At 37.5% G+C, this 20,987-nt stretch carries 18 protein-coding genes; 8 read left to right on the top strand and 10 right to left on the bottom strand.

The annotated features are described in order from the left end of the window. Positions 1-2: 2 nt before the first annotated feature. From EDF66_RS10770 to EDF66_RS10785, 4 genes are all read right to left on the bottom strand, one after another. Positions 3-689, bottom strand: coding sequence for a hypothetical protein (locus EDF66_RS10770; protein ID WP_132842549.1), 687 nt, complete (start codon positions 687-689; stop codon positions 3-5). Between the two features lie 171 nt (positions 690-860). Continuing rightward, positions 861-1,490: a response regulator gene (locus tag EDF66_RS10775; RefSeq protein ID WP_132773576.1), complete on the bottom strand. Its 630-nt coding sequence runs from the start codon at positions 1,488-1,490 to the stop codon at positions 861-863. Positions 1,491-1,495: 5 nt separating this feature from the next. Further along, positions 1,496-3,748 carry a sensor histidine kinase gene (locus tag EDF66_RS10780; protein ID WP_132842551.1) on the bottom strand — a complete coding sequence of 751 codons (2,253 nt, stop codon included), beginning with the start codon at positions 3,746-3,748 and terminating at the stop codon, positions 1,496-1,498. A 150-nt stretch (positions 3,749-3,898) separates the two neighbouring features. After that, positions 3,899-5,251: a WG repeat-containing protein gene (locus tag EDF66_RS10785; protein ID WP_132842553.1), complete on the bottom strand. Its 1,353-nt coding sequence runs from the start codon at positions 5,249-5,251 to the stop codon at positions 3,899-3,901. A gap of 306 nt (positions 5,252-5,557) precedes the next feature. On the opposite strand from EDF66_RS10785, the gene EDF66_RS10790 reads away from it, so the two are divergent. The 7 genes from EDF66_RS10790 to EDF66_RS10820 all read left to right on the top strand — a co-directional run bounded on the left by EDF66_RS10790 (position 5,558) and on the right by EDF66_RS10820 (position 11,776). Beyond that, positions 5,558-6,052, top strand: coding sequence for a hypothetical protein (locus EDF66_RS10790; protein ID WP_132842554.1), 495 nt, complete (start codon positions 5,558-5,560; stop codon positions 6,050-6,052). Positions 6,053-6,084: 32 nt separating this feature from the next. After that, a complete protein-coding gene (locus EDF66_RS10795) occupies positions 6,085-7,596 on the top strand; it encodes an NAD(P)H-hydrate dehydratase (RefSeq protein WP_132842556.1) in 1,512 nt (503 codons plus the stop codon). Between the two features lie 125 nt (positions 7,597-7,721). After that, a complete protein-coding gene (locus EDF66_RS10800) occupies positions 7,722-8,246 on the top strand; it encodes a DinB family protein (protein ID WP_132842558.1) in 525 nt (174 codons plus the stop codon). 1 nt (position 8,247) lies between these two features. Further along, the gene (locus EDF66_RS10805; protein ID WP_132842559.1) at positions 8,248-9,021 is read left to right on the top strand and encodes an alpha/beta fold hydrolase; all 774 of its coding nucleotides are present in this window, start codon (positions 8,248-8,250) and stop codon (positions 9,019-9,021) included. Positions 9,022-9,212: 191 nt separating this feature from the next. Further along, positions 9,213-10,016, top strand: coding sequence for a hypothetical protein (locus EDF66_RS10810; RefSeq protein ID WP_132842561.1), 804 nt, complete (start codon positions 9,213-9,215; stop codon positions 10,014-10,016). Positions 10,017-10,244: 228 nt separating this feature from the next. Then, positions 10,245-10,637, top strand: coding sequence for a VOC family protein (locus tag EDF66_RS10815; RefSeq protein WP_132842562.1), 393 nt, complete (start codon positions 10,245-10,247; stop codon positions 10,635-10,637). A gap of 170 nt (positions 10,638-10,807) precedes the next feature. Beyond that, positions 10,808-11,776: an ROK family protein gene (locus EDF66_RS10820; RefSeq protein WP_132773587.1), complete on the top strand. Its 969-nt coding sequence runs from the start codon at positions 10,808-10,810 to the stop codon at positions 11,774-11,776. 96 nt (positions 11,777-11,872) lie between these two features. Here EDF66_RS10820 and EDF66_RS10825 read toward each other — a convergent pair whose 3' ends face one another. Next, positions 11,873-12,568 carry an alpha-ketoglutarate-dependent dioxygenase AlkB family protein gene (locus EDF66_RS10825; protein ID WP_207898590.1) on the bottom strand — a complete coding sequence of 232 codons (696 nt, stop codon included), beginning with the start codon at positions 12,566-12,568 and terminating at the stop codon, positions 11,873-11,875. Between the two features lie 192 nt (positions 12,569-12,760). Between EDF66_RS10825 and EDF66_RS10830 the strand changes: the two genes are divergently transcribed. Further along, entirely contained in the window at positions 12,761-12,982 is a 222-nt protein-coding gene (locus tag EDF66_RS10830) for a helix-turn-helix domain-containing protein (RefSeq protein ID WP_207898592.1), read from the top strand. A gap of 69 nt (positions 12,983-13,051) precedes the next feature. Here EDF66_RS10830 and EDF66_RS10835 read toward each other — a convergent pair whose 3' ends face one another. The 5 genes from EDF66_RS10835 to EDF66_RS10855 form a co-directional block, all read right to left on the bottom strand. Next, the gene (locus tag EDF66_RS10835) at positions 13,052-13,906 is read right to left on the bottom strand and encodes an endonuclease/exonuclease/phosphatase family protein (RefSeq protein ID WP_132842566.1); all 855 of its coding nucleotides are present in this window, start codon (positions 13,904-13,906) and stop codon (positions 13,052-13,054) included. A gap of 44 nt (positions 13,907-13,950) precedes the next feature. Further along, the gene (locus EDF66_RS10840; RefSeq protein WP_132842567.1) at positions 13,951-15,720 is read right to left on the bottom strand and encodes a RagB/SusD family nutrient uptake outer membrane protein; all 1,770 of its coding nucleotides are present in this window, start codon (positions 15,718-15,720) and stop codon (positions 13,951-13,953) included. Positions 15,721-15,787: 67 nt separating this feature from the next. Beyond that, positions 15,788-19,036, bottom strand: a complete 3,249-nt coding sequence (locus tag EDF66_RS10845; RefSeq protein ID WP_132842569.1) for a SusC/RagA family TonB-linked outer membrane protein — start codon at positions 19,034-19,036, stop codon at positions 15,788-15,790. An 88-nt stretch (positions 19,037-19,124) separates the two neighbouring features. Further along, entirely contained in the window at positions 19,125-20,192 is a 1,068-nt protein-coding gene (locus tag EDF66_RS10850) for a FecR family protein (RefSeq protein ID WP_132842570.1), read from the bottom strand. A gap of 78 nt (positions 20,193-20,270) precedes the next feature. After that, a complete protein-coding gene (locus EDF66_RS10855; protein WP_132842572.1) occupies positions 20,271-20,867 on the bottom strand; it encodes an RNA polymerase sigma factor in 597 nt (198 codons plus the stop codon). Positions 20,868-20,987: the final 120 nt, after the last annotated feature.

Consider the following 20,987-nt stretch of genomic DNA (forward strand, 5'->3'; position numbering starts at 1 on the left):
AGTTATTTGTTATTTAAAGTGATGGTATTGGCTAATGAAACTTTGCCACTAGCAAGATCTGTAGCCTTTAACTTAAGTAGAACAGCTTTTGCAGAACTGGATATTTTTGCTGAAGCATGTTTTTGTGATTTGACCGTTTTATCAAAACGTATAATCTGTGTGTAAAAGGCATCATTAAAATATTTGCGGTCAGTTTCAGATATACGGGCATACTCTTTACTTAAAGTAGGAGAGTGCGTATATGTTCTGGTAAAGGTTCCAGTTTTAGCATCGTAGGAATAATTATTATTATTACCGAGGGCACTTTTAAAATGAGTTCCAAGTGCTTTACTAAAATTATTCAGAGCATTTACGGAAGCGAAATTGCAGGAGACAGTTGCAATATAATTGTTAAAATCTAAATTATATTGCACCTGACTTATACCTGGGGTATTTTTTAAAATATGGATCATGTCCTCGGTTTCACTCTTTATCTTCTCTTTTGTCGGAATTTGAATGCCATTTACACTTTTTAATTTCATCAGAGAGGCTACTTTAGTACTACTTTTACTAAGGTTGAGTGTAGCTTTAATACTGCCAGAACCATTGGCATTTAGATTGATATCTTCGATAAAGTCAAAGCAACTTGTCAATAAACTGCAACAGCAGATTAAGATTATTAATCGCGAAAACGGCTTAAGTTTTATCATTTTTTATTGTTTTAAAGGATTTGCTATTATTCCTGCTAATTACCGTGCCATCATCGTACGGCATCAGATTTTCTTTCTAGGTTCTTAACAATTTTACATCTACTCAAAGCTAGAGATTAGAAGCAATTTCTACAATCCCCGAAACTAGTGGTTTTATCAATCAAAGTTCTACTATTGACGAATCAATCCATATTCTAACGCTAATTTAATTGCAGAACTAAGATTTTTTGCGTCAAATTTCTCAATCAAATTTTTACGGTGACTTTCCACAGTATGCGGACTAATAAATAGTTTTTCTGCGATTTGCCCCGTTGTTAATCCCAAAGATGCCTCAGTTAGCACTTCCTTTTCCCTACGGGTCAATTTTGGAACACTTTTGAGTTCATCTTTTGATTTTCTTTCAACAATATTTTTTGTTTGAGAACATAGAAATTTGTTTCCTTTTATAACCTGTTCAACTCCGGCAACAATCTCTTCCACAGAAGCATTTTTTTGAATATAACCTTGGGCCCCCTCTTGCAGTACACTATTGATAACAGCATATTCGTTATGTACACTGATTACTATAATACGCATTTGAGGATACTTGGACCGCAACGGTTTGATCAGCTCAATACTATTGGCATCAGGAAGATTAATATCCAGTAAAAGTACATCAACAGGCCCATCCGAAAGCGCTTTATGCATGGTTGATGCATCAGGATAACAACCCACTACTTCTAACATATCTTCCTTAGAAAGGATATTTTTCAATCCTTCCGAAAGCAAAGGATGATCATCTGTAATTGCTATTTTAATCATTTATTTTATTTTTTTGGAAATATAATTTCAACACTTGTCCCCACATCTTTTTCCGACTGTATAGTAAATTTCCCTTTAAGGAAATCGATCCGCGATTGTATATTATGAAGGCCTGCTGAGTGATTACCCTTAACCTGATCAATATCAAATCCTTTTCCATCATCTTCAACAGTGATGGTGTAATAATCAGCTTCTTCTACAATTTGAATGATAATTTGTTTGGGGTCAGCATGTTTTATTGCGTTATTAACCAACTCCTGGATGACCCGATAAACAAGTAATTGTTCATCTTTTGTAAGTTGATTCGAATAATGTAAAAATTGTACATCAATATCCAATTGTACATTGGACATACGAACAGCGTAATCTTGTAATGCTTCTTCCAGACCATATCTATTTAGCAAATCGGGCATCAGATTATGAGCTACACGTCTTAGCTCTTGTACAGCAGTATCCAATTGCAGAAGAGATTTTTGCATATCATTTTTCATTGGACTATCCACTTTATTTGTCAATTGAGATAAACTGATTTTTGTGGTGGATAAGAGGCCTCCTAGTCCATCATGAAGGTCCCTGGCCAATCGTCCTCGTTCCTGTTCCTGACCATCAAGCATAGCAGTTAATATTGATATTTTTGAATTCTGACGTTCCTTATCTAAAGAGAAATTGTACAGTTCCTTATTTTGACGCATACTTTTGGACCGCTGTTTATATGCGTATAGCATTAATAGTAGAACCAGTAAAAAAAACAAGATCAAAGCCACATAATATTTATTTATTTTCTCTTTATAAGAAATCTCATTTTTGAAACTGAGGATGTCCTGAGCACGATTTTGTGTCTCTAAACGAGATAGCTTGAGTTCCTGGGTTCTTTTTTCAGATTCAAGCTGTGTGAGCTCAAGTTCTTTTCGCTGATTTTCTTCATGCAACTTCAAATTCTCATATTGCTGTTTTTGCTGCAGACTGACGGTATGCAGCAAACGGAGCTGCTGTTCTTTTTTATCCGTTTCCAGTTGCATTCTGATAAGTTGCTGTTGCTGTCTTTCTTTATCAAACTGTGCTTCTAGTCGTTTACCCAATTCCAATTGTTCTTGATTGTATATGGATTTAAATGTTTCCATATACACTTTATGGTAACGTATGGCTTCAGCAAGATTATTCTCCTGTTCCGCAATTTCAGAGAGATTCTCGTAAATACTGAGGATGATGTTCTGATCCGGAACACTGCTTTTAGTAATCTCCATAAGTGCCGACAACAAATAGGCTTTAGCACGCTCAGGTTTTTTGTTTTTCAGTGCGATCTCCGCCATTATACCGTAAGCAGATGCAACATGCGTGTATTGTTGAGTCGCTGCTCCCTGCTTTAGGGCGAGCTCAGCATATTGAATTGCCTGATCTTGATAAGAATCAGGAAAAAAACTAAAGTAGAGGTAAGCTAGATTATTAGCAACAAAAGATAGATTAGATGGGAAGGGGATTGTAGCCTTATTTTTGTTATACGTATTAATAGCTAAGAGGTAATACTTTTCTGCCTGATCTCGTAATTTGTGGTTAGTATCGTTCTTTATGTACTGTTGTTCATACATATACCCCATGAGCATATAAGCGTCAAATATAGCAATGGGATCATTTTGTTGAATAGCAAGATCTAAAGCAAGTAGACTATATTTCTCCTGTAGCTGATGCTCATTCCAATTCGCATAAATTGAAGTTAGCTCCTTGTAAGTTGTAGATTTACGGCTATTAAGTGTACGGGATGGGGGAGCCTGATCAAAATAGCGGATCGCACGTAGAAAACTTCTAACAGCTTCACCTTCTTTATTATTTCTGGTATATAGCCATCCTTCACAATAACTTATATAACCCTTGATCTCTACATCTTTAGATTTGCTAGCAAACTCTTTTGCCTTATCAAAACTACTTTTAGATTCTTTTATACGCTCGCTGATTCTATAATTCATAGCCTCAATCGCATAAAGATTAGCCGCATATTTTCCATCTGGTAAGCGACTTGCTATCTGGATATTATCTTTAAGGATTTGACCGGCCTTAACTTCTTGTTGATTGAAAAATAAGGCAGTTGCATATTTGCCGGCAACAATTAATCTTTCTGGATTCGTAACAGATACTTTATCATATTGTTCCTTTAGTTTATCTAGCACTTCCTGAGCAGAAGAAAAGTTAAATAAAAAACACAAGATTAATAGAAGCAGAGTTTCTCTCGATTTATTGGTAAAATATAGTGCACTCTTCTTCATTTGCATTCATTCTGGACCTATTATATAGGAGACTAAGATATCATTTTTTATAAACAATGTATAGATCGAAACATTAAAATAGTTGTTTAAACCCCATAAATGCAAGAAAACTCCCATATTTATTTTACTAAATATGGGAGTTTTCTCATATTATTCAGCCTCTACAGCAGCAACCTCTTGACCTTTAGTATCAATATAATATATGTTTTCACCAGCTTCATCTTCCGAGACAATGGCTACACCATTATCAAATGCAAGTGCTGTTGAAAATTTAAAAGGAATAATTGTTTTACCTTTTTCATCAATGTAACCATACTTACCATTTTTCATCGCTAAGAAAATATTTCCTTCATCAGGTAAAGCCATATATTCATATCCTTCGGCTATTTTTTTATTATCTTTAATAGAGAGTAAAGAATAAGAAGTATCCTCGAACGTAATAAAATAGTCTTTATTTCTCATGAAAATGTGTTCATGTACTGCTGGTATGATCACCTGCTCCTTCTCATTCATAAAACCGCTTTTATCATTTTTCATGAATTGGATCAGCTCATTTTCCGGAAAACTCACCATCTCATATGTTGCGTTAATCAAAACGCTTCCATCAGCACGTAATAAACCGTATTTATCTTGTGCACCGTACATGAATGTTTTGGAGTCGTCAGAATAGTTTAGAAAATCGTGCTGTAGCGTAATAATTTCTTTACCGGCTAAGTTGATCGCTCCAAATTTATCCTCTGCATTGTTTACTATAGATATGTCTCCATGAAAAGGTGCTATAAAAGTATACTTAGGTTGTAAAAGAACTTTATCATTCTCATCTTTTAGTCCATATAAATCTCCGGTTTCATTAGTGAAAATATAGCGATTATCAGCAACTTGAAGATCATCATATCTTATTGCACAATCAGCTTGCATTTCAGTATAACTTTCTGGAATTTCGAATAGCTCTTGAGTCAATTCCTCAGAGTCGATCTTTTTTGCAATGTAGCCATCTCCCGATACCGTAATTGACAATGGTGCCCCAGGTAAAGTTTCTAAGAAATTGAATTCCGCCCAAGATAAATTAGGGATTTGCTCAGTATAATAAACCGCAAGTTTTACATCCTCGCCAGACTCCTCATCAGTTCCTATATTAATTATTGCTAGTTTACATGTATATCCCGCTATTTTTTTCTCTTGGCCTTTTATGTATTCGATCTGGATATCAGTGTAATCATTTTTGGTACCGTCTTGTAGCATCAAGTACTCTTGAGAGTTAGGAACTAAAATAAATGATTTTAATTTTTTCTTATCTTTTATCTCGATGTGACTTTCATCCTGCGTATAAGCGATGCGCATATAATCCTGATTCACCCAAGCTCTTAATTGCGTATCATCCAGCTGTCCATTGTTTTCTCCCGATTTTATTCCGTAATCGATACGAAAAAACTTGTTGGATTGAGCTAGGGCACTTAAGCTCATTAAGCACACTGTTGCTAGTGTTAGTGTTATTCTCTTCATGATATTAATGTAATTCTAACACAAAAGTCATGATTGTTTTTTACCATTTTTATCCCTGATAACAGCCATTTGCAAAACATGAATAGGGATTTTTTAGTTATCATAAACAGCTCTTGACCATCTCCTCATGAATTGATCACCTAAGCATGAAGGGTCTATTTATATATTTTGGAGCGCTTTAATTTTTTCGATTTCTAGATATAAATGGTTGTTTTTTAACTTGAAATAGAGAAAATCTAAACAATAAGAGGATGTAATTTGTTTAAAAGTTGTACAGATTATTTCAAGCGACCAGATGTGAGACATATGCGCATACCTTTACTACTTTTTTTCATTACAACTTTTGTAAATGCCAACCCCCAGCAGTTAAAGCAGGTATCGCAGGAAGAAGCGATCCTGACGAACATTGTTTTCATGCGTACCGAAGGATTACTTATGACCCAACTGATAGAGCAAAAGTCAAAGAATAAAAAAGTGCTTTCCGCAATTAAGCGAGCCAAACGTTACTACACAGAGACCCAGCCTATGCTACTAGAAGTTATAAAAGGAAAAGCACTTGCCCTAGATCAAAAACAGTTCGATTACATTTCTCAAGAAGCTGAGAAAAAATTCCAAAATTACGACATCAAAAATGAAGGTCATTGGATTAAACTCTATCAAAATCACATTCAAAACTGTATACGCTCATATAGCCTACTTTTGCAAGATAGAGAATGGGCAAGTGTTACCTATTTTTCATTTTATGCACTGCCAGAATTGATTAATCTCGATCAGGAATTTATAAAATTAAACATTAAATAAATACAAGTATATTTAGCTTATACCTGGATCAAATGAAAATTCTTACCGCAAAACAAATGATAAACGCAGATGTACTGACCTGCAACGAACAACAAATAACAAGCTTAGATTTAATGGAAAGAGCTTCCCAAACGGTCTTTGCTGCATTAAAGATCAAGTACCCAGATCTCCCAAAACAACATTTCACCATCATCTGCGGAAAAGGAAATAATGGCGGAGATGGATTGGTATTAGCACGTTTATTAGATGCACATTTAGCCAATGTGATGGTATATGTCCTAAAATCCGAAATTTACGCGCCTGATAATAGCCGCAATCAGGCAAGATTATCCGCGGCGCAAATTCATTTTTTTAACGAAACAGATCAGTTGCAAATCCCGGATAATACCATTGTTATAGATTGTCTTTTCGGATATGGACTTCGAGAAGAATTAGACGGGAAATGGGCTTATATCTGTAAGCAGATCAATGAAGCTGATGTTCCTGTATATGCCATTGATATGCCTTCAGGCTTATTGGCAGATAGACCAACATCGATTACTGCTCCTGTGATTCACGCAGATTTGGTATATACTTTCCAAATGCCTAAGCTCGCATTATTAATGCCTCAGAACCAAGTTTTTTATGATGATTTTCAAGTACTGGACATTCAATTGAGTAAAAATGCTATTGAAAAAGAAAATTCCGATTTGATTTATGTGGAAAAAGGGTTAATACTCAAATACTATAGAAAAAGGAAAAAGTTTGAACATAAAGGCATTTTTGGGCATAGCATTATCATAGGGGGAAGCAAGGGAAAAATGGGGTCTGTCCAGCTGGCACTGAAAGCAGCTTTGCGAAGTGGCTGTGGTTTAGCTACCGCCTTTGTACCTGCTTGCGGGCATATCATTATGCAGACTGCTGTGCCCGAAGCTATGGTCTTATTGGATGATCATAATGACGTGATAACCACCATACCCGACTTAGCAAATTATCAGGCTGTTGGCATTGGAGTAGGAATGGGAACCGCAGCAGAAACAAGTGTAGCCTGGATAGATTACTTAAGTAGAGGAATCCAAACGCCATTGATTATAGATGCCGACGGCTTAAATATGATGTCAAAAAATCCCGAGTTATGGAACTTTATACCGAAAAACACCATTCTGACTCCACATCCAAAAGAACTGAATCGGATTATAGGATCGTGGATAGACGATTGGGATAAATTAGAAAAAGTAAAAGAATTTGCAAGTAAATATCAGGTCAATATATTGATAAAAGGAGCAAATAGTGCAATGGTGATGAGCGACGGAAAGAGCTACTTTAATAGTACAGGCAATGTAGGGATGGCAACAGGGGGCAGCGGCGATGTATTAACAGGGATTATAACCGCATTGCTTGGACAGGGATATCTTGCAAACGAAGCGTTAATCATGGGTGTATATTTACATGGAAAGGCAGCAGATTTGGCAGTTAAAACCATCGGTACTTATAGTCTTCTTCCCTCCGATATTATTCAGTATTTACCACAAGCGTTTCTTGAATTAGAACTTGCGACACTGTAAACCAGTCCAAGACTTAAATGGCAGACGATAGTTTGTTTTCTTGTCATAGGGCAAGGAGACTTTATGATCTATTGTTTATTTTTGATTAAACAGATGGTAGTCAACCATCGCTAAATCAATAAACAATGGATAAGCCAAAATCAACAAAACTAGAAGTGATTATTCCCGCTTATAGAATGCATACACAGACTTTTTTAAGTGTGTTATCTGGGATATCTGAAGTGGATGCCAAGAAGCGGATCGATGGACGAACGAATCATATTATTTGGATGGCCGGCAACTTTGTCAATGTACGTTACGGAATAGCAAACATTTTAGGTTTGGAAGAAACAGATCCCTATAACGATTTGTTTTATATGGGAAAGACATTAGATGAACAATTTCAATACCCGACTCTAGCCGATCTCATTGCTAGTTTTCATAAAATATCTCCTAAAGTTTACCGGAGTTTATTAGCCGTCAATGATGAACAGTTGTCTGAATTATTTCCGATTGGAATGAATATCCCTTTTGTTACAGAAGATAAACTCAATTTTATCGGAATGTGTATAGGTCGGCAGGATTATCTTGGCGGGCAGATGGCATTGATGAGACGTATCCTTAATTATTCGAGTATGAGTTACGGTGTAGATGACAAGATCACATATTAGCATGGAACCACATGTAACAGGATACTTAGAGGTAAACGGAATTCGTCTGTATCATGAAATTTATGGAGCAGGTGAACCTTTGGTTTTGATTCATGGAGGGGCGGGTTCTATACAGTTTGATTTTAGAGAAACGATTATCCGGTTACAAGAACGCTTTTTGCTGATCGGCATTGATCTGCAAAATCACGGACGCTCAGATCATAGGGAAGAACCAGAAACTTTTGAACAGGATGCAAAGGATATTGTCGCATTATTGGATCTGTTGGGAGTACCTAAAGCCTCTTTTTTTGGATTTAGCAATGGTGCTACGACTGCCTTAGAGATAGCAAAGATTTGCCCAGATCGCGTCGTGAAGATCGTAGCAGCCTCTGGAGTTTATAAAAGAAATGGCCTGATACCAGGTTTCTTTCAAGCAATGGAACAGGCCACAATTGATAATATGCCGACCTATCTGAAAGAGAACTTTCTGAAACTAAATTCGAATATAGATGAGTTGCATAATATGTTTCAAAAAGACAGTCAGCGTATGATCCATTTTGAAGACTGGAAAGATCGTGATATGCAGCATATTAAAAATCCTGTTCTGCTCATTTATGGAGATCGAGATGTTGTTACAGTCACACATGCCGCAACCATCAGTCAGTTGCTCCCTGATGCAAGATTATGCATACTTCCTGCCACCCACGGCGGGTATATGATGGCCGATGAATCAGGGATAGTAGATGAAGAATTAATCACATTTACGGTATCACAGATCGCACGATTTTTAGAATAATTTACATGTTCCTGGGTCAATTTAAATACAAAGTTTACAGCTTGTTAGGGTCATTAGGTAATTAATAAAGTGAAATATAGGTTATAGGGCTACTTTATTTTTAAATATTTGTAATATCTTAGGGTATCACAGACGAAACTTTCAAAGTTTATCGCGCTAAGAACCCATTACTAAATTAACCAATATTGAAAATGAAGATGTACAAATCATTTATTCCGCTCTGCACTGCTTTATTCTTGTCAGCTTGTTCTTCAAATTACCTGATGACTGTTAATACCACCAATACGATTAAAGAAAAAGACCAAGGAACTTTCTTATACACAAATGACACTTTGGCTGTTCAATACTCTTTTGCGGGGAAGGATGGTAAAGTATATGTTAAGGTTGAAAATAAATTAGATCATCCAATCATGTGGAACTTAAAAAATTCTGCACTAGTAATCAACGGAAAGGCCCTTAGTTACGCTAACAACCAGATAGATTTAAAAGGTAAAGTGAATCAGAATGTTTCCGCTTTTAGTGAGGATATTATTCATGGATATTTTAACGGCACAGCAACATTACCTAAAGATATGTTATTAATACCACCTCATACGTTTGTTGATGGAAGGTTTTTTGATCTTCGCGATGATGTAAAGAAATCGGTATCCCAAGCAAAAAAAGAAAAAGTTGTGCGGTATGGCATGAACGGTGGAACATATAATGTTCAACAAGCCAAGTTTAACATACAGGATTCGCCTTATATCCTGAGCAGTTTTTTGAGCTATTCTGTGTTGAATAATGGCGAGGTTACTTTCAGAACTACAGAACAAAAATTTTATGCTGAAACATTATTTCAGACTGGTACATCATTAAATAATGTACTTGAGTATTATACAAAACAAGGTGATCTAATGGCTTATAAGAAAGTAAAAGGTGAAAATGCTTTGCTGTTAGGAGGGGTGGTGGCTTTAGGTGCAGCAGCAGGAGCACTTGACAATAGTAGAACCGATTAAGCTGTAATTGAACTATAAAAAGCCTTGATCACTTCGAAAAGGCTTTTTTATTTTTTATCGTTTTTTAATAAGGTTTACTGACATACTGTTGTCATTAGCAGACTTATTTTTGTGTTAGTTAAAACATAGTAGGACGACGAACTTGGCTATTTCCAGTAATGATACAACGTCAAATTGATATAGCGAAAATAGAAAAGGTAAAATTTTGAAGAAACAAAACAGTTAAAAATGATCAAATTTAAATATACTATCTTATATGTGTCCGATGTGACACGGGCCATTCAGTTTTATGAACAAGTATTTGGCTTTGTACGAAAATTTATAACACCTGAAAAAGATTACGGCGAATTAATAACAGGAGAAACCACCATTTCATTTGCCAAACACAGTTTAGCACAGACTAATTTGAGTGCAGGATATCAGGAAAGTTCTCGTTTAGCGAAACCTTTTGGAATAGAATTGGGCGTTATCACGGATAATGTTGAAGATCTAGTAGACAAAGTATGGGAGTATAATGGAATTATTGTTGAACAGCCTACAGTCAAGCCGTGGGGACAGACCGTTTCATATGTGAGAGATTTAGATGGTTTTCTAATTGAATTATGTACTCCGTTACCTTAACCAGAAACTTTTTTGTAAAAATATATATCCGTTTATTATCGAGTAGCGATGCCTTTTTAGTGCATTTTTCTCTCCATAAAGCACACATTAAGATCGATTAAGTATTTTTAAATAGCGCATTTATACATTTTTTTTTATAGTTTTAGCGATTTAGCATATTAAACAGAGAAATGGCGTTAACAAACTTGTCAAGACGAGTCGCTCTCGGAATCGATATTGGTGGAACCAATACGAAATTCGGAGTGGTAAATCATCGCGGGGAAGTTCTAGAAAAAGGATCCCTAAGAACAGATGAATATAAGAAAATAGAAGATTTTATTGATGCATTATATCTTCAGGTTTCTCCACTTATCGAGAAATACGGTACAGTGAAAAACTTTGATGGAATTGGTCTCGGTGTACCTAACGGTAATTACTATACAGGTACGGTAGAATTAGCTCCTAATTTACCTTGGAAAGGTGTAATTCCTTTTGCCGAACTTATGGAAAATAAATTTGGTATGGAGTGTACCATTACCAACGATGCGAATGCGGCAGCTTTGGGAGAGATGCTTTTCGGAGCAGCACGTGGTATGAAAGATTTTATCATGATTACTTTAGGAACAGGTGTAGGAAGCGGAATCGTTGCCAATGGAAATGTAATCTATGGACATGATGGTTTTGCGGGAGAGTTAGGACATACCATTGTAAAACCAGGAGGTAGAAAACACTGGAGTACAGGTTCGGAAGGAAGTTTGGAAGCATATGCATCTGCTACCGGCATAGCCATTACAGCAAAGAAAATGAGAGCAGAATTTCCAAGTTCTATGCTCAATCAATATCCAGAAGAATCAATCAATTCTAAAACAGTTTACGAGTGTGCCATAAAAGAAGATCCAATTGCTATTGAAGTATTCCGCTATACAGGACAGAAGCTGGGTGAAGCATTAGCTAATTTTGTGATGTTTTCATCTCCTGAGGCGATCTTATTGTTTGGCGGAGTTATTCAAGCCGGAGACTTTATTCTCAAGCCTGCAAAATTACATATGGAAAGAAACCTACTTCCCATCTTTAGAGATAAAGTGAGATTGGTATTTAGTGAACTTCCTGAAGCAGATGCCGCAATTTTAGGTGCAAGTGCACTCGTTTGGGAACAATAAAAGAAAATAAAACTCGTATTTTAAGACGATCGTTTTCATAAACAGTGTCCGGTTGATGGATTTTAATGTAAATTAAATTTTAACAGCCGGACACTCCTATAAAGCCACATCGTCACGAGTATTAGTACGGCAGACCCTTCTAAAGGTCAGATTTATTCTGGGCAGGATTTGTCGAGCTGTTTTAGGTACCTGGTGCTGCCAGCAACTGTTTGTCGTACCAGCCATCAGCAGGAAAGATCCATGATGCAGAGGAATTTCGATCTGCTTTATATCCTTTAGAAATTTATGACGCAATCGGAATAAACGTGTTTCCCCAAAACTGACCGATGCAATCACAGGATTAGGACCAGACTTATCAGTATGATCACTATGCCACGCAACACCATCTTTCCCGTTACGGTAGAGGTTGAGCAAAACAGCATTAAAGCTTAAACCAGTTTCTTCTTCCACTCGTTTTCGGATGGCTAATAGTGCTGTGGTCCAGTCAGGACCTGCGGGATCAGCACCCAAATTGCTTTTATCTTCATACCAAGCGATCATGCGTGGCGCTTTAACTGTTTTATCAAAGATCTCCATTTCATATTCGCGCCATTTCGTAGTATGGAGCAAAGTATTGTAGTAATGGTCCGATTCTTCCTTTGAAAAAAAAGAATCAATTAGCATGAGTTCCGTATCAGGTAGATCGAATACAACCTTACCTCCATGGCCAGGTGCGAATATTTCAGTGTCATTAAATAAATTCATCGTATATGTTTTAGTAAAGTGGTAACAGTCAATAGGTGTTTTCTTCATTTACTATAAACTTTAGAGTCTCCAATTGTACGTTTTTTGGTTATCAAAAACAGCAGCTGGCTCTTCGGATTTATATATAGTAACGTTCCTATTATGCTTATTAAAATATGATACAACAAAAATACTAATTATATTAGTATTTTTATTAAATTTGAAGCTATAAATATTAGCAGTATGATGTTGTCAAAAAACTTGAAGTATTTAAGAGCACAAAAAGGGATATCACAGCGCGAGATAGCAGCAGACTTAACCATTACACGCGCTAGGTACGCGAAGTACGAGGAAGCCCTCTCAGAGCCTCCGATAGAAGTCTTATTGAAATTATGTCAATATCATCAGATCAGTATCGATACACTGATTACGGTAGATTTGAAGAATTTGGATCAAAAAACAGAGCTAATTGAAAATAGTTAGAATAATTTATATCGCAAAAAAGCCGTACTATTTTTTAGGTAGTACAGCTTTTTAGCTTAAAATGTATCATTAGAGTTCCAGTACAGTAAGTACAGGGAAATGGTCTGAAGGAAATTTACCGGAATAAGTATCTGTCAAAATACCCCATTTATGACCTTTGAAGTGTTTAGATACAAAAATATGATCAATGATCGTATTATGAACAGGGAATTTTTCACCTGTCCGAAAACCATTGGAGCTTCCATTTAAAGCATAGGGCATGCTTACCATATGATAAGTATCTTTCAATAAATCAGATGTCGCTAAACTCTTATACCATTCAGAATTGCTATCGCCATTAAAATCACCCATAAGTATAACTGGCTGTTCTTTTGCGATTTCAGTAATCTTTTTTAATATTAACAAGCTCGATTCTTTGCGGGCTAATATTCCGCGATGGTCGTAATGAGCATTGAAGAGGAAGAACGACTTTTTAGAATCCTTATCTTTTAGCTGTATCCAAGTACATATTCTGATGTTGGATGGCGCGTCCCATCCTAGACTCGGTCTATCTGGAGTTTCAGATAACCAAAAGTCGCCTTTACTGACCAGCTCAAAACGGTCCTTTTTATAATAAATTGCCGCATGCTCGCCCGCAGCTTTACCGTCATCTCGTCCTAGTCCATAACGTTCAAATTGAGGAAGTTGCTTACTAAGGTCATCCAATTGATTCTTTAATGCTTCTTGTGTCCCAAAGATATCAAATTCATGAAATTGGATTAATTGTGCGATCGGAGTCACTCTGTTTTGCCAGCGGTCCAGACTATCATTAGGCGTATCATAGCGAAGATTATACGTCGCCACACGCATTTTTTGAGCCTGAGCAGTTAATGTAACTGCCGAAATCATGAGGCAGAGCATGGTTTTGATATAGCGTGTTTTCATATTTTTTCTAAATATTCATTTTACTAGGTTAAGCAGCAGACCTACTATTGCCAGAAAGGATAATTTTTCAAATTTTTGTTTAAAACAATCGCATTGCTTGGTATTGGATAGTAGTACTGTCTGCCGTCATCATACCAGGTACGTGTCTGCGCTTTAAGCCACTCCAGATGTTTATCTGCAGTTAACGTCTGGTAGTTAGTCGCTGGTCCACCAATAGCTATTTTTGCAACTTTGGCTCCAACCGTTACCGAAGGACCTTTATTATTGCCATCATAGAAGATAACATCTACATTGCCGTCGCGATCCAGATCCATCGGTTTGTCCAATTCCGGAATATAGATACCGGACCATTCTAAAGAAGCCATGATATGACCCGCATTCCATCTTTTTAGATCATTAAATCTAAAACCTTCAAGCGCCAGTTCAACTTGTCTTTCACGTCTTATTTCTAGCAGTACAGGGTTGTCGATATCTTTAAAGAATTTTTCTTTGATGTAAGTATCAATCACTGTCGGTAATTGCGAGGTACCTCCTGTAATACCTGCACGCGAACGTAGTGCACCAATAGTTTTTTGCCAGTCGCCATCTGTAATTTCACCCAATTCAGCACGTGCCTCAGCATAATTAAGCAGTACTTCTGCATAGCGCATCAATGGAATAGCATTCGTATTTAGCTGGCCATTATCATATTTACTTTCATCAAGTGTATATTTTATTGGCTGATAACCTGTGTACGAATAACCATTAAAATTTGGTGCTGCTGGTTTTCCATCTATTTTATAGCCTGGGGTACGGATCAGCTGAGATAAGCGGTAATCTCTATTTTGACACTCATCATAAAACTCTTGTGTATTGTACCCCGTTCTATTCGTATATGGTGTACCATCTCGGTTTAATATCGTATTGATAAACGGTCTTACAAAACTATAACGTGGGCCATAGGTCGGAGAAGTCCAATACCAGTTCGCAGAACTTAGGATGGCCAGGTTCTTATTAAAAGCAATAGCTAGCATGACCTCTTGAGTAACTGCAGCATCACTGACAAAAAGCTGACGTTGCGATAGTTCGGGGCCTTTAGCGGTATAGATACTGTGCGGTCCCTTTGTCATCAGTTCCTGAGCGGCATCCACCACCTGTTTATAATATTTGTTTGCAGTTGATGCTAAGCCCAGCTCAGTATGGTATTTACGAAATGAAGCTTCAAAAAGTGCAATTCTTGTTTTCAGTCCCAGAGCAGTCCATTTCGTGATCTCGGAACCGTCTGTAGAGGAGCTGGTCTGTATATTCGCGTAGGCATAATCCAGATCTGCCAAGATATGATCCATCACTACAGTACGGTCTCCGCGGTCACCATATAAGATATCGTTGTCAGTAATTGAAAGAGCCTTATCCACCCAGGGCACATCGCCAAAACGAGTGACCATTTTATAGTAAAAGTATGCTCTAAAAAAGCGAGCAACAGCATTGTAATGGTTACGACTTGTTTCCGATACGTTTGACCGGTTATTGCTTGCTAAAAAATGATTGATATTTCTAAGGTTCTTCCAATCCCATCCAGAACTTGTCTGTGCCGTATAGGCATTCAATTTTAAAAAATTGTCGAGGTTATTGACAGCGCCATAATCAGACATCTGGTCCAATCTGTAGGCATCAGAAGAAGAAGGCAGATCATTGTAAAATGAGATCGAATAGCGACGGAGTCCTCCCTCGGTTCCAAATACGTCTTCTTCTAAGGCTGACGATTCCGGAAATTCATTTAGCTCACAGCTGCTGCATAAAGCCAGTATACTTAATAAATAGAATATCTTTTTCATGTGTGTTTTTTCTTAATCGTTGCATAATGCTTCTGATTATCCAGAAGCATCTTTCTAATCATAAATGTTAAAAAGTGACTGATATACCTAAGCTGATTGATTTCATGGTCGGATAGTTGAAGCCATCACCAGCATTGCTGTCGCTGATATCCGGGTCGGATGAACCGATATTGCTTACATCCAGATCGCGTGTATGCTTATAGAACGGTGACCAGCTCCATAGGTTTTCACCCGATAGCGAAGCTTTTATATCCTGAAAGCCCCATCGTGATACGATAGATTTAGGAAGACTATATCCAACTTGAATATTTTTCAGTCTAATGTAACCCACATTTTGTAAGTAACGTGTTTGAGGCGTTTCTTTGATAGACTGGTTATAGCCAGCGTAGCGCGGTAGGTAAGCACCTTTGTTGTTCTCAGTCCAGTAGTTATTTAAGTGCCATTCCGGCAGATTATTGTACGGTCTATTATATTGTCCCCAGAAAATTGATTCATTGCTTGGATACCAGTTTTGACGGCCTACTCCCTGAAAAAATGTGGACAATAATATGCCGTTCCAGTCCGCATTAAAGTTAAATCCATAGATATACCGGGGATCCTTATTGCCGATGATTTTTTTATCACCATGATTGTCTAATGTATTGGTGCCGTAATCGATCTTCCCGTCACCGTTTAGATCTGCAAAACGGACATCGCCTGGATACACAATACCAGCACTAGACGATTTGATTAAAATCTGCTTTGCGGCATTGTCAATCTCCGCTTGCGATTGGAACAGACCTTGAGTTTCGTATCCCCAGATTTCACCGACTGTTTGACCGGCATAGTAATCGCCTAACGTACCCGTTAGATTATTGTATTTATCGATTTTAGATTTATAGTCAGCTAAGGTTCCTCTAATACTATAGCGCAATGATTTACCCGCCACATCAAATCGATTGTTGTAAGAAAGTGTAAGTTCATAACCATTTGTGGTCATATCAGCATAGTTTCCTTTAGGAGATGTAGCACCAAATATATCCGGCAAAGTCATGCCTACAGTAAACATATCAGTTGTTTTACGTGTATACATATCGGCTACCAATTGCAGTTTACCATTTAAGAAACTCATATCCACACCGAAATTGGCAGTGGTCGCGGTTTCCCAGGTCAGCTGATCGGGCAGTACTACCGGTTGTTGCGTATAGCGTGGCCGTTCACCGTTTATGATACGGTCAGAAGTACTGATGTTATAAATCTGTAAAAAGGAATAGGATTTAATATTACCATTCCCTAAAGAGCCATAGGAGCCTCGAAATTTCAAATCTGAGATAATTTCAGGATTTACAGACCAAAAATCTTCCTGCGATGCTCTCCAGCCCAAAGAAGCAGAAGGAAAGAATGCCCATTGCGAACCTATCGGGAATTTGGAAGAGCCATCATAACGACCGTTCACTTCAAACAGATAGCGGTCTTTGTAAGCATAGTTAGCTCTAAAAAATAATCCTGCGATCCGGTATTTTTCATAATTACCAGAAGCAGTAATGGCATCCCCAAGAGCAAGATTAATATTGCTGACATCATTGGTTAATAGTCCATTTTTAGAAACATCAACACTTTCTCTTACCTTTTGCTCATAGTTATACCCAATTAACCCTTTAAAGTAGTGATTCTGTTTAAACGTATTCTCATACTCCGCATAGATATTTGTAAATAAGTTACGTTCTTGAAGCACATACTTTGATATATCATTATACTGGGTTGCCAGCTGAAGGATTTCACCCTCCTTTATACTATAGGGAATAGGAATACGTATTCTTGTCGCCACATCATCCTTATTCATAAAAGTGAAATCTCCCTTTACTCTGAACGTGTTGTTGAAAAATTTAGTTTCAAAACTTGTTGTATTACGCAATAGACCATCATCGGTATCTTTACCATTTTTACTCATGATAAAATCTCCCACAGAATATGCCGCAGAATATGAAAGCGTTCCATCAGGATTGAAGATAGGAGAGGTCGGATGCCCTTCATCGGCGATGTTACGCAGAATATTTCCGCCTTCACCAACAGTCATCGGGATATGGTACTTTTTGGCCGAATAGTCTAAATTATTAGCGATACGTAACCAGTTGGTCACCTGTATGCCTCCCTTTGCTCTTAAATTAAGACTTCTAAATTTATCGGTATTATAGCGATATAGACCATCGTAGCCATAGTATCTTCCCGAAAGGTAAAAATCTGTTTTTCCAGAAGATCCATTGATCGCGATATTATGGTTCTGAGCCATCGTATTATCCTTGATCAAAGCTTTATAATAATCTTCATTGCCATAATACACGTAATTTCCATTACCATCGACAGTCACCTGTTCCTGAATACCGGCATCATTGCGCCTTTTAAATTCTTCCAGCCAGGCCAGTGAAAAAGGTTGTGTCTTGTTCATCTTACTCGGAATTGATGAATAATTATTCCAGGAATTGTAAGCCTCCGAAAAATGGGATGCATAGGTATAGCCGTCCGTTACAAATTGAGGCGTTGCGGTCGGCTTCTGGCTTGCCAGGGAACCCGAATAATTGACAGAAGTGCGACCCTGTTTTGCTTTTTTTGTACTGATAAGTACTACGCCAAAAGTACCCCTCGATCCATATATCGCAGCCGATGAAGCATCTTTTAAAACAGATACAGACTCAATGTCATCCGGGTTTAAATTTGCAGGATCACCTTCCACACCATCAATCAGAACAAGAGCAGCTCCACCTTGACCAATGGAAGTCGTGCCGCGTATGTTAAAACTCGCTGAACGGCTCGGTTTGCCATCGGCCAGATTGATATTTAAATTTGGAACAGCACCTTGTAGCATTTGCGTTGCATTAGCAGCCATGCGTCCTTCAAACACTTCTTTGCCGACCATATCGACAGCTCCAGTAAGATTAGCTTTTTTTTGCGTACCGTAACCCACCACAACAACCTCGTCCAGTTGAGAAGAACCTTCTTCCATTCGGATCAAAATGGAGTTATTGTCCGCAGGTTTAACAATAAAATTATTTTCCTCTTTGTTTCCATAACCGACGATTGAAAATCGAATGTTATACGATTTACCAGCTTCAAGGGATTCAAATAGAAATAGTCCCTTAGCATCTGTGGCGGTATTGGTGATCACTTTGTTCAGAGAATCGGTGACCGTAACAGTTACGCCAGACAGGAGCGAACCTGTTTGGCTGACGACAGTTCCTTTTACACGACCTTTTTGTTGCCCGTACAGCGGAGATGTAAGCACAATGCTCCCCAGTGCGAAAATCAATGCTCGTTTTTTTAGGTGTTCGTTAATTTTCATGTTTATTTTAAAAAATTAGTCAATATGATTTCACGTAATACATTAATTATACTTTGTCTATCCAAGGAAATTTCAGTGGATCAGCTCATTAATTGGAAGATTCAGCCTTTTTGCTCACATAGTAAGTAGATTGCTCTTTTCTATATTCAAGCTCGTTTAGACCACATAAAATATGTAGGATATTTTCGATGCTTTCAGATGCCTCAAAAGCACCGGTAAAGGTCAGTTGATTGACGTTCACACCGTCATATATAATTGCAACCTGCTTTGCTTTTGCGATTGAAGCAAATACCGTTTTTAGATTTTCTTTTTCAAAATTCAGACTTGAAGAAGTTGCTGCTAACGATACAGCAACGCTATGCTGCGGAATAGGATCCGTATTCTTGATAGGACTTTTCGCTTTTTTTGAGATTTTCCATTCCAATAGCTGGGTCATATTATTGATGACGATCTGTTCGCCGGCACGCAATACCGTTTCATGAAATCTGTGCAAACTTTGGGCTGTAGGGGCTACTCGGATAGATCCTTCTACCAGATGAATATTGGTCTCTTTATTATTTTGCCCATCAATGATAAAGACTGTACCCAGAGCAGTAGTTGCTATTCCATTTGAGATAACCGTAAAAGGTCGGTGTTTATCTTTTGTAACATCAAACTTTCCTTTTCCGGTTAGAGAAAGCATACGGGAGGTATCCGTAAACTGAGGGTTATAAGTCAGGGAACTATGAGGAGATAAAGTGACGCTTGTACCATCTGGCAATATATGTCTCACAAATACACTGGTGCTGCTCACAATCCGCTTTTGAAGGGGTAGTACTGTGACCGAAGTATGAACAAAATCCTGTTGATTTTTCCAAATAATCGAGACTCCACCTGCAACGAGAAGTAAACTTGCCGCTATTTTGACAATAATACGGGATAACGATTGTTTTTTACGAGCAGAGTGGTCTCCGATAGTCGCGATGAGACGGTCATAAACTTTCTTTTTTTGTTCTGGGCTTAGTCTCTCCGATAAAAGAGTCGGCTGATCAAATTCCTCTTGCAGTTCCGCTTTGAGTTCATGATCTTTTATTTCGAGTTGGTCGAGTAATTGCTGTTTCTCCTTTGGAGAAGCATAACCGGACCAAAATTTCTGTATAAGTTGCTTTGTATTCATATCGTTGGTATAAATACTAGCAATGATGGTTTAGGGGATGAAATTTTGGATTAACAAATGATTAAGATTATGTAAATTCTAAAGATGCTCGGTATAAAAGATCACCAATAGTCCCAGTGCAGTATATGGAGCCTCATTTTGGATATAATCTTTGATTGCACGGTTAGACTGTTTCAGATAATCTTTAACAGAATGACTGCTTATCCCCATTATTTTTGCGACCTCATCCGCAGATCTCCCTTCAAATCGGCAAAGTTTAAAAACCTCCCGTTTCTTTTTTGGTAATTTTTCAACCGCCTGATGGATCATCCTGATTTGCTGTTCATACAGATCTTCATCAATCACATCTTCATTTTCAAGTTGTAGGTATTGATCATAAGTATCCACACTTTCAATAGCTTCTTTCACCTTTTTCTTAAGGAAAGTAATGGATTTATTATAGCTCACCACAAATAGCCACCCAGGAATTGATTTTTCATCCACCAGCTTTAGTCTATTTTGCCAAAGTGCAGTAAATACCTCTTGCAATAAATCCTCAGCACATTCAGGTCGTTTAACCAAACGCAGAATATTAGCGTATACAGCATTTGCATATGTTTCATACAACTGTGCAAACTTATGCATGTCGATAGCAATAGGTTGTTGTGAGGTATCTGTAATTAGAAAGTTATCCATAGCAGTACATGTATTTGGCAGATCGTTTCAGGATTTGCAATTGCAATCCATTTTATGGTAGACAAAGCTATCCAATCAATGCTATCAAGATGTAAAGTTGTCATTAAGGAAATGTTAATC

The sequence above is a fragment of the Sphingobacterium sp. JUb20 genome (genome assembly GCF_004342035.1).
In the GTDB taxonomy this organism is placed as follows: Bacteria; Bacteroidota; Bacteroidia; order Sphingobacteriales; family Sphingobacteriaceae; genus Sphingobacterium; species Sphingobacterium anhuiense.

Bases quoted from the DNA above. Each gene is read 5' to 3' on its own strand.
- EDF66_RS10770 (WP_132842549.1), bottom strand. From the start codon at position 689: ATGATAAAACTTAAGCCGTTTTCGCGATTAATAATCTTAATCTGCTGT.
- EDF66_RS10775 (WP_132773576.1), bottom strand. From the start codon at position 1,490: ATGATTAAAATAGCAATTACAGATGATCATCCTTTGCTTTCGGAAGGA.
- EDF66_RS10780 (WP_132842551.1), bottom strand. From the start codon at position 3,748: ATGAAGAAGAGTGCACTATATTTTACCAATAAATCGAGAGAAACTCTG.
- EDF66_RS10785 (WP_132842553.1), bottom strand. From the start codon at position 5,251: ATGAAGAGAATAACACTAACACTAGCAACAGTGTGCTTAATGAGCTTA.
- EDF66_RS10790 (WP_132842554.1), top strand. From the start codon at position 5,558: ATGCGCATACCTTTACTACTTTTTTTCATTACAACTTTTGTAAATGCC.
- EDF66_RS10795 (WP_132842556.1), top strand. From the start codon at position 6,085: ATGAAAATTCTTACCGCAAAACAAATGATAAACGCAGATGTACTGACC.
- EDF66_RS10800 (WP_132842558.1), top strand. From the start codon at position 7,722: ATGGATAAGCCAAAATCAACAAAACTAGAAGTGATTATTCCCGCTTAT.
- EDF66_RS10805 (WP_132842559.1), top strand. From the start codon at position 8,248: ATGGAACCACATGTAACAGGATACTTAGAGGTAAACGGAATTCGTCTG.
- EDF66_RS10810 (WP_132842561.1), top strand. From the start codon at position 9,213: ATGAAGATGTACAAATCATTTATTCCGCTCTGCACTGCTTTATTCTTG.
- EDF66_RS10815 (WP_132842562.1), top strand. From the start codon at position 10,245: ATGATCAAATTTAAATATACTATCTTATATGTGTCCGATGTGACACGG.
- EDF66_RS10820 (WP_132773587.1), top strand. From the start codon at position 10,808: ATGGCGTTAACAAACTTGTCAAGACGAGTCGCTCTCGGAATCGATATT.
- EDF66_RS10825 (WP_207898590.1), bottom strand. From the start codon at position 12,568: ATGAAGAAAACACCTATTGACTGTTACCACTTTACTAAAACATATACG.
- EDF66_RS10835 (WP_132842566.1), bottom strand. From the start codon at position 13,906: ATGAAAACACGCTATATCAAAACCATGCTCTGCCTCATGATTTCGGCA.
- EDF66_RS10840 (WP_132842567.1), bottom strand. From the start codon at position 15,720: ATGAAAAAGATATTCTATTTATTAAGTATACTGGCTTTATGCAGCAGC.
- EDF66_RS10845 (WP_132842569.1), bottom strand. From the start codon at position 19,036: ATGAAAATTAACGAACACCTAAAAAAACGAGCATTGATTTTCGCACTG.
- EDF66_RS10850 (WP_132842570.1), bottom strand. From the start codon at position 20,192: ATGAATACAAAGCAACTTATACAGAAATTTTGGTCCGGTTATGCTTCT.
- EDF66_RS10855 (WP_132842572.1), bottom strand. From the start codon at position 20,867: ATGGATAACTTTCTAATTACAGATACCTCACAACAACCTATTGCTATC.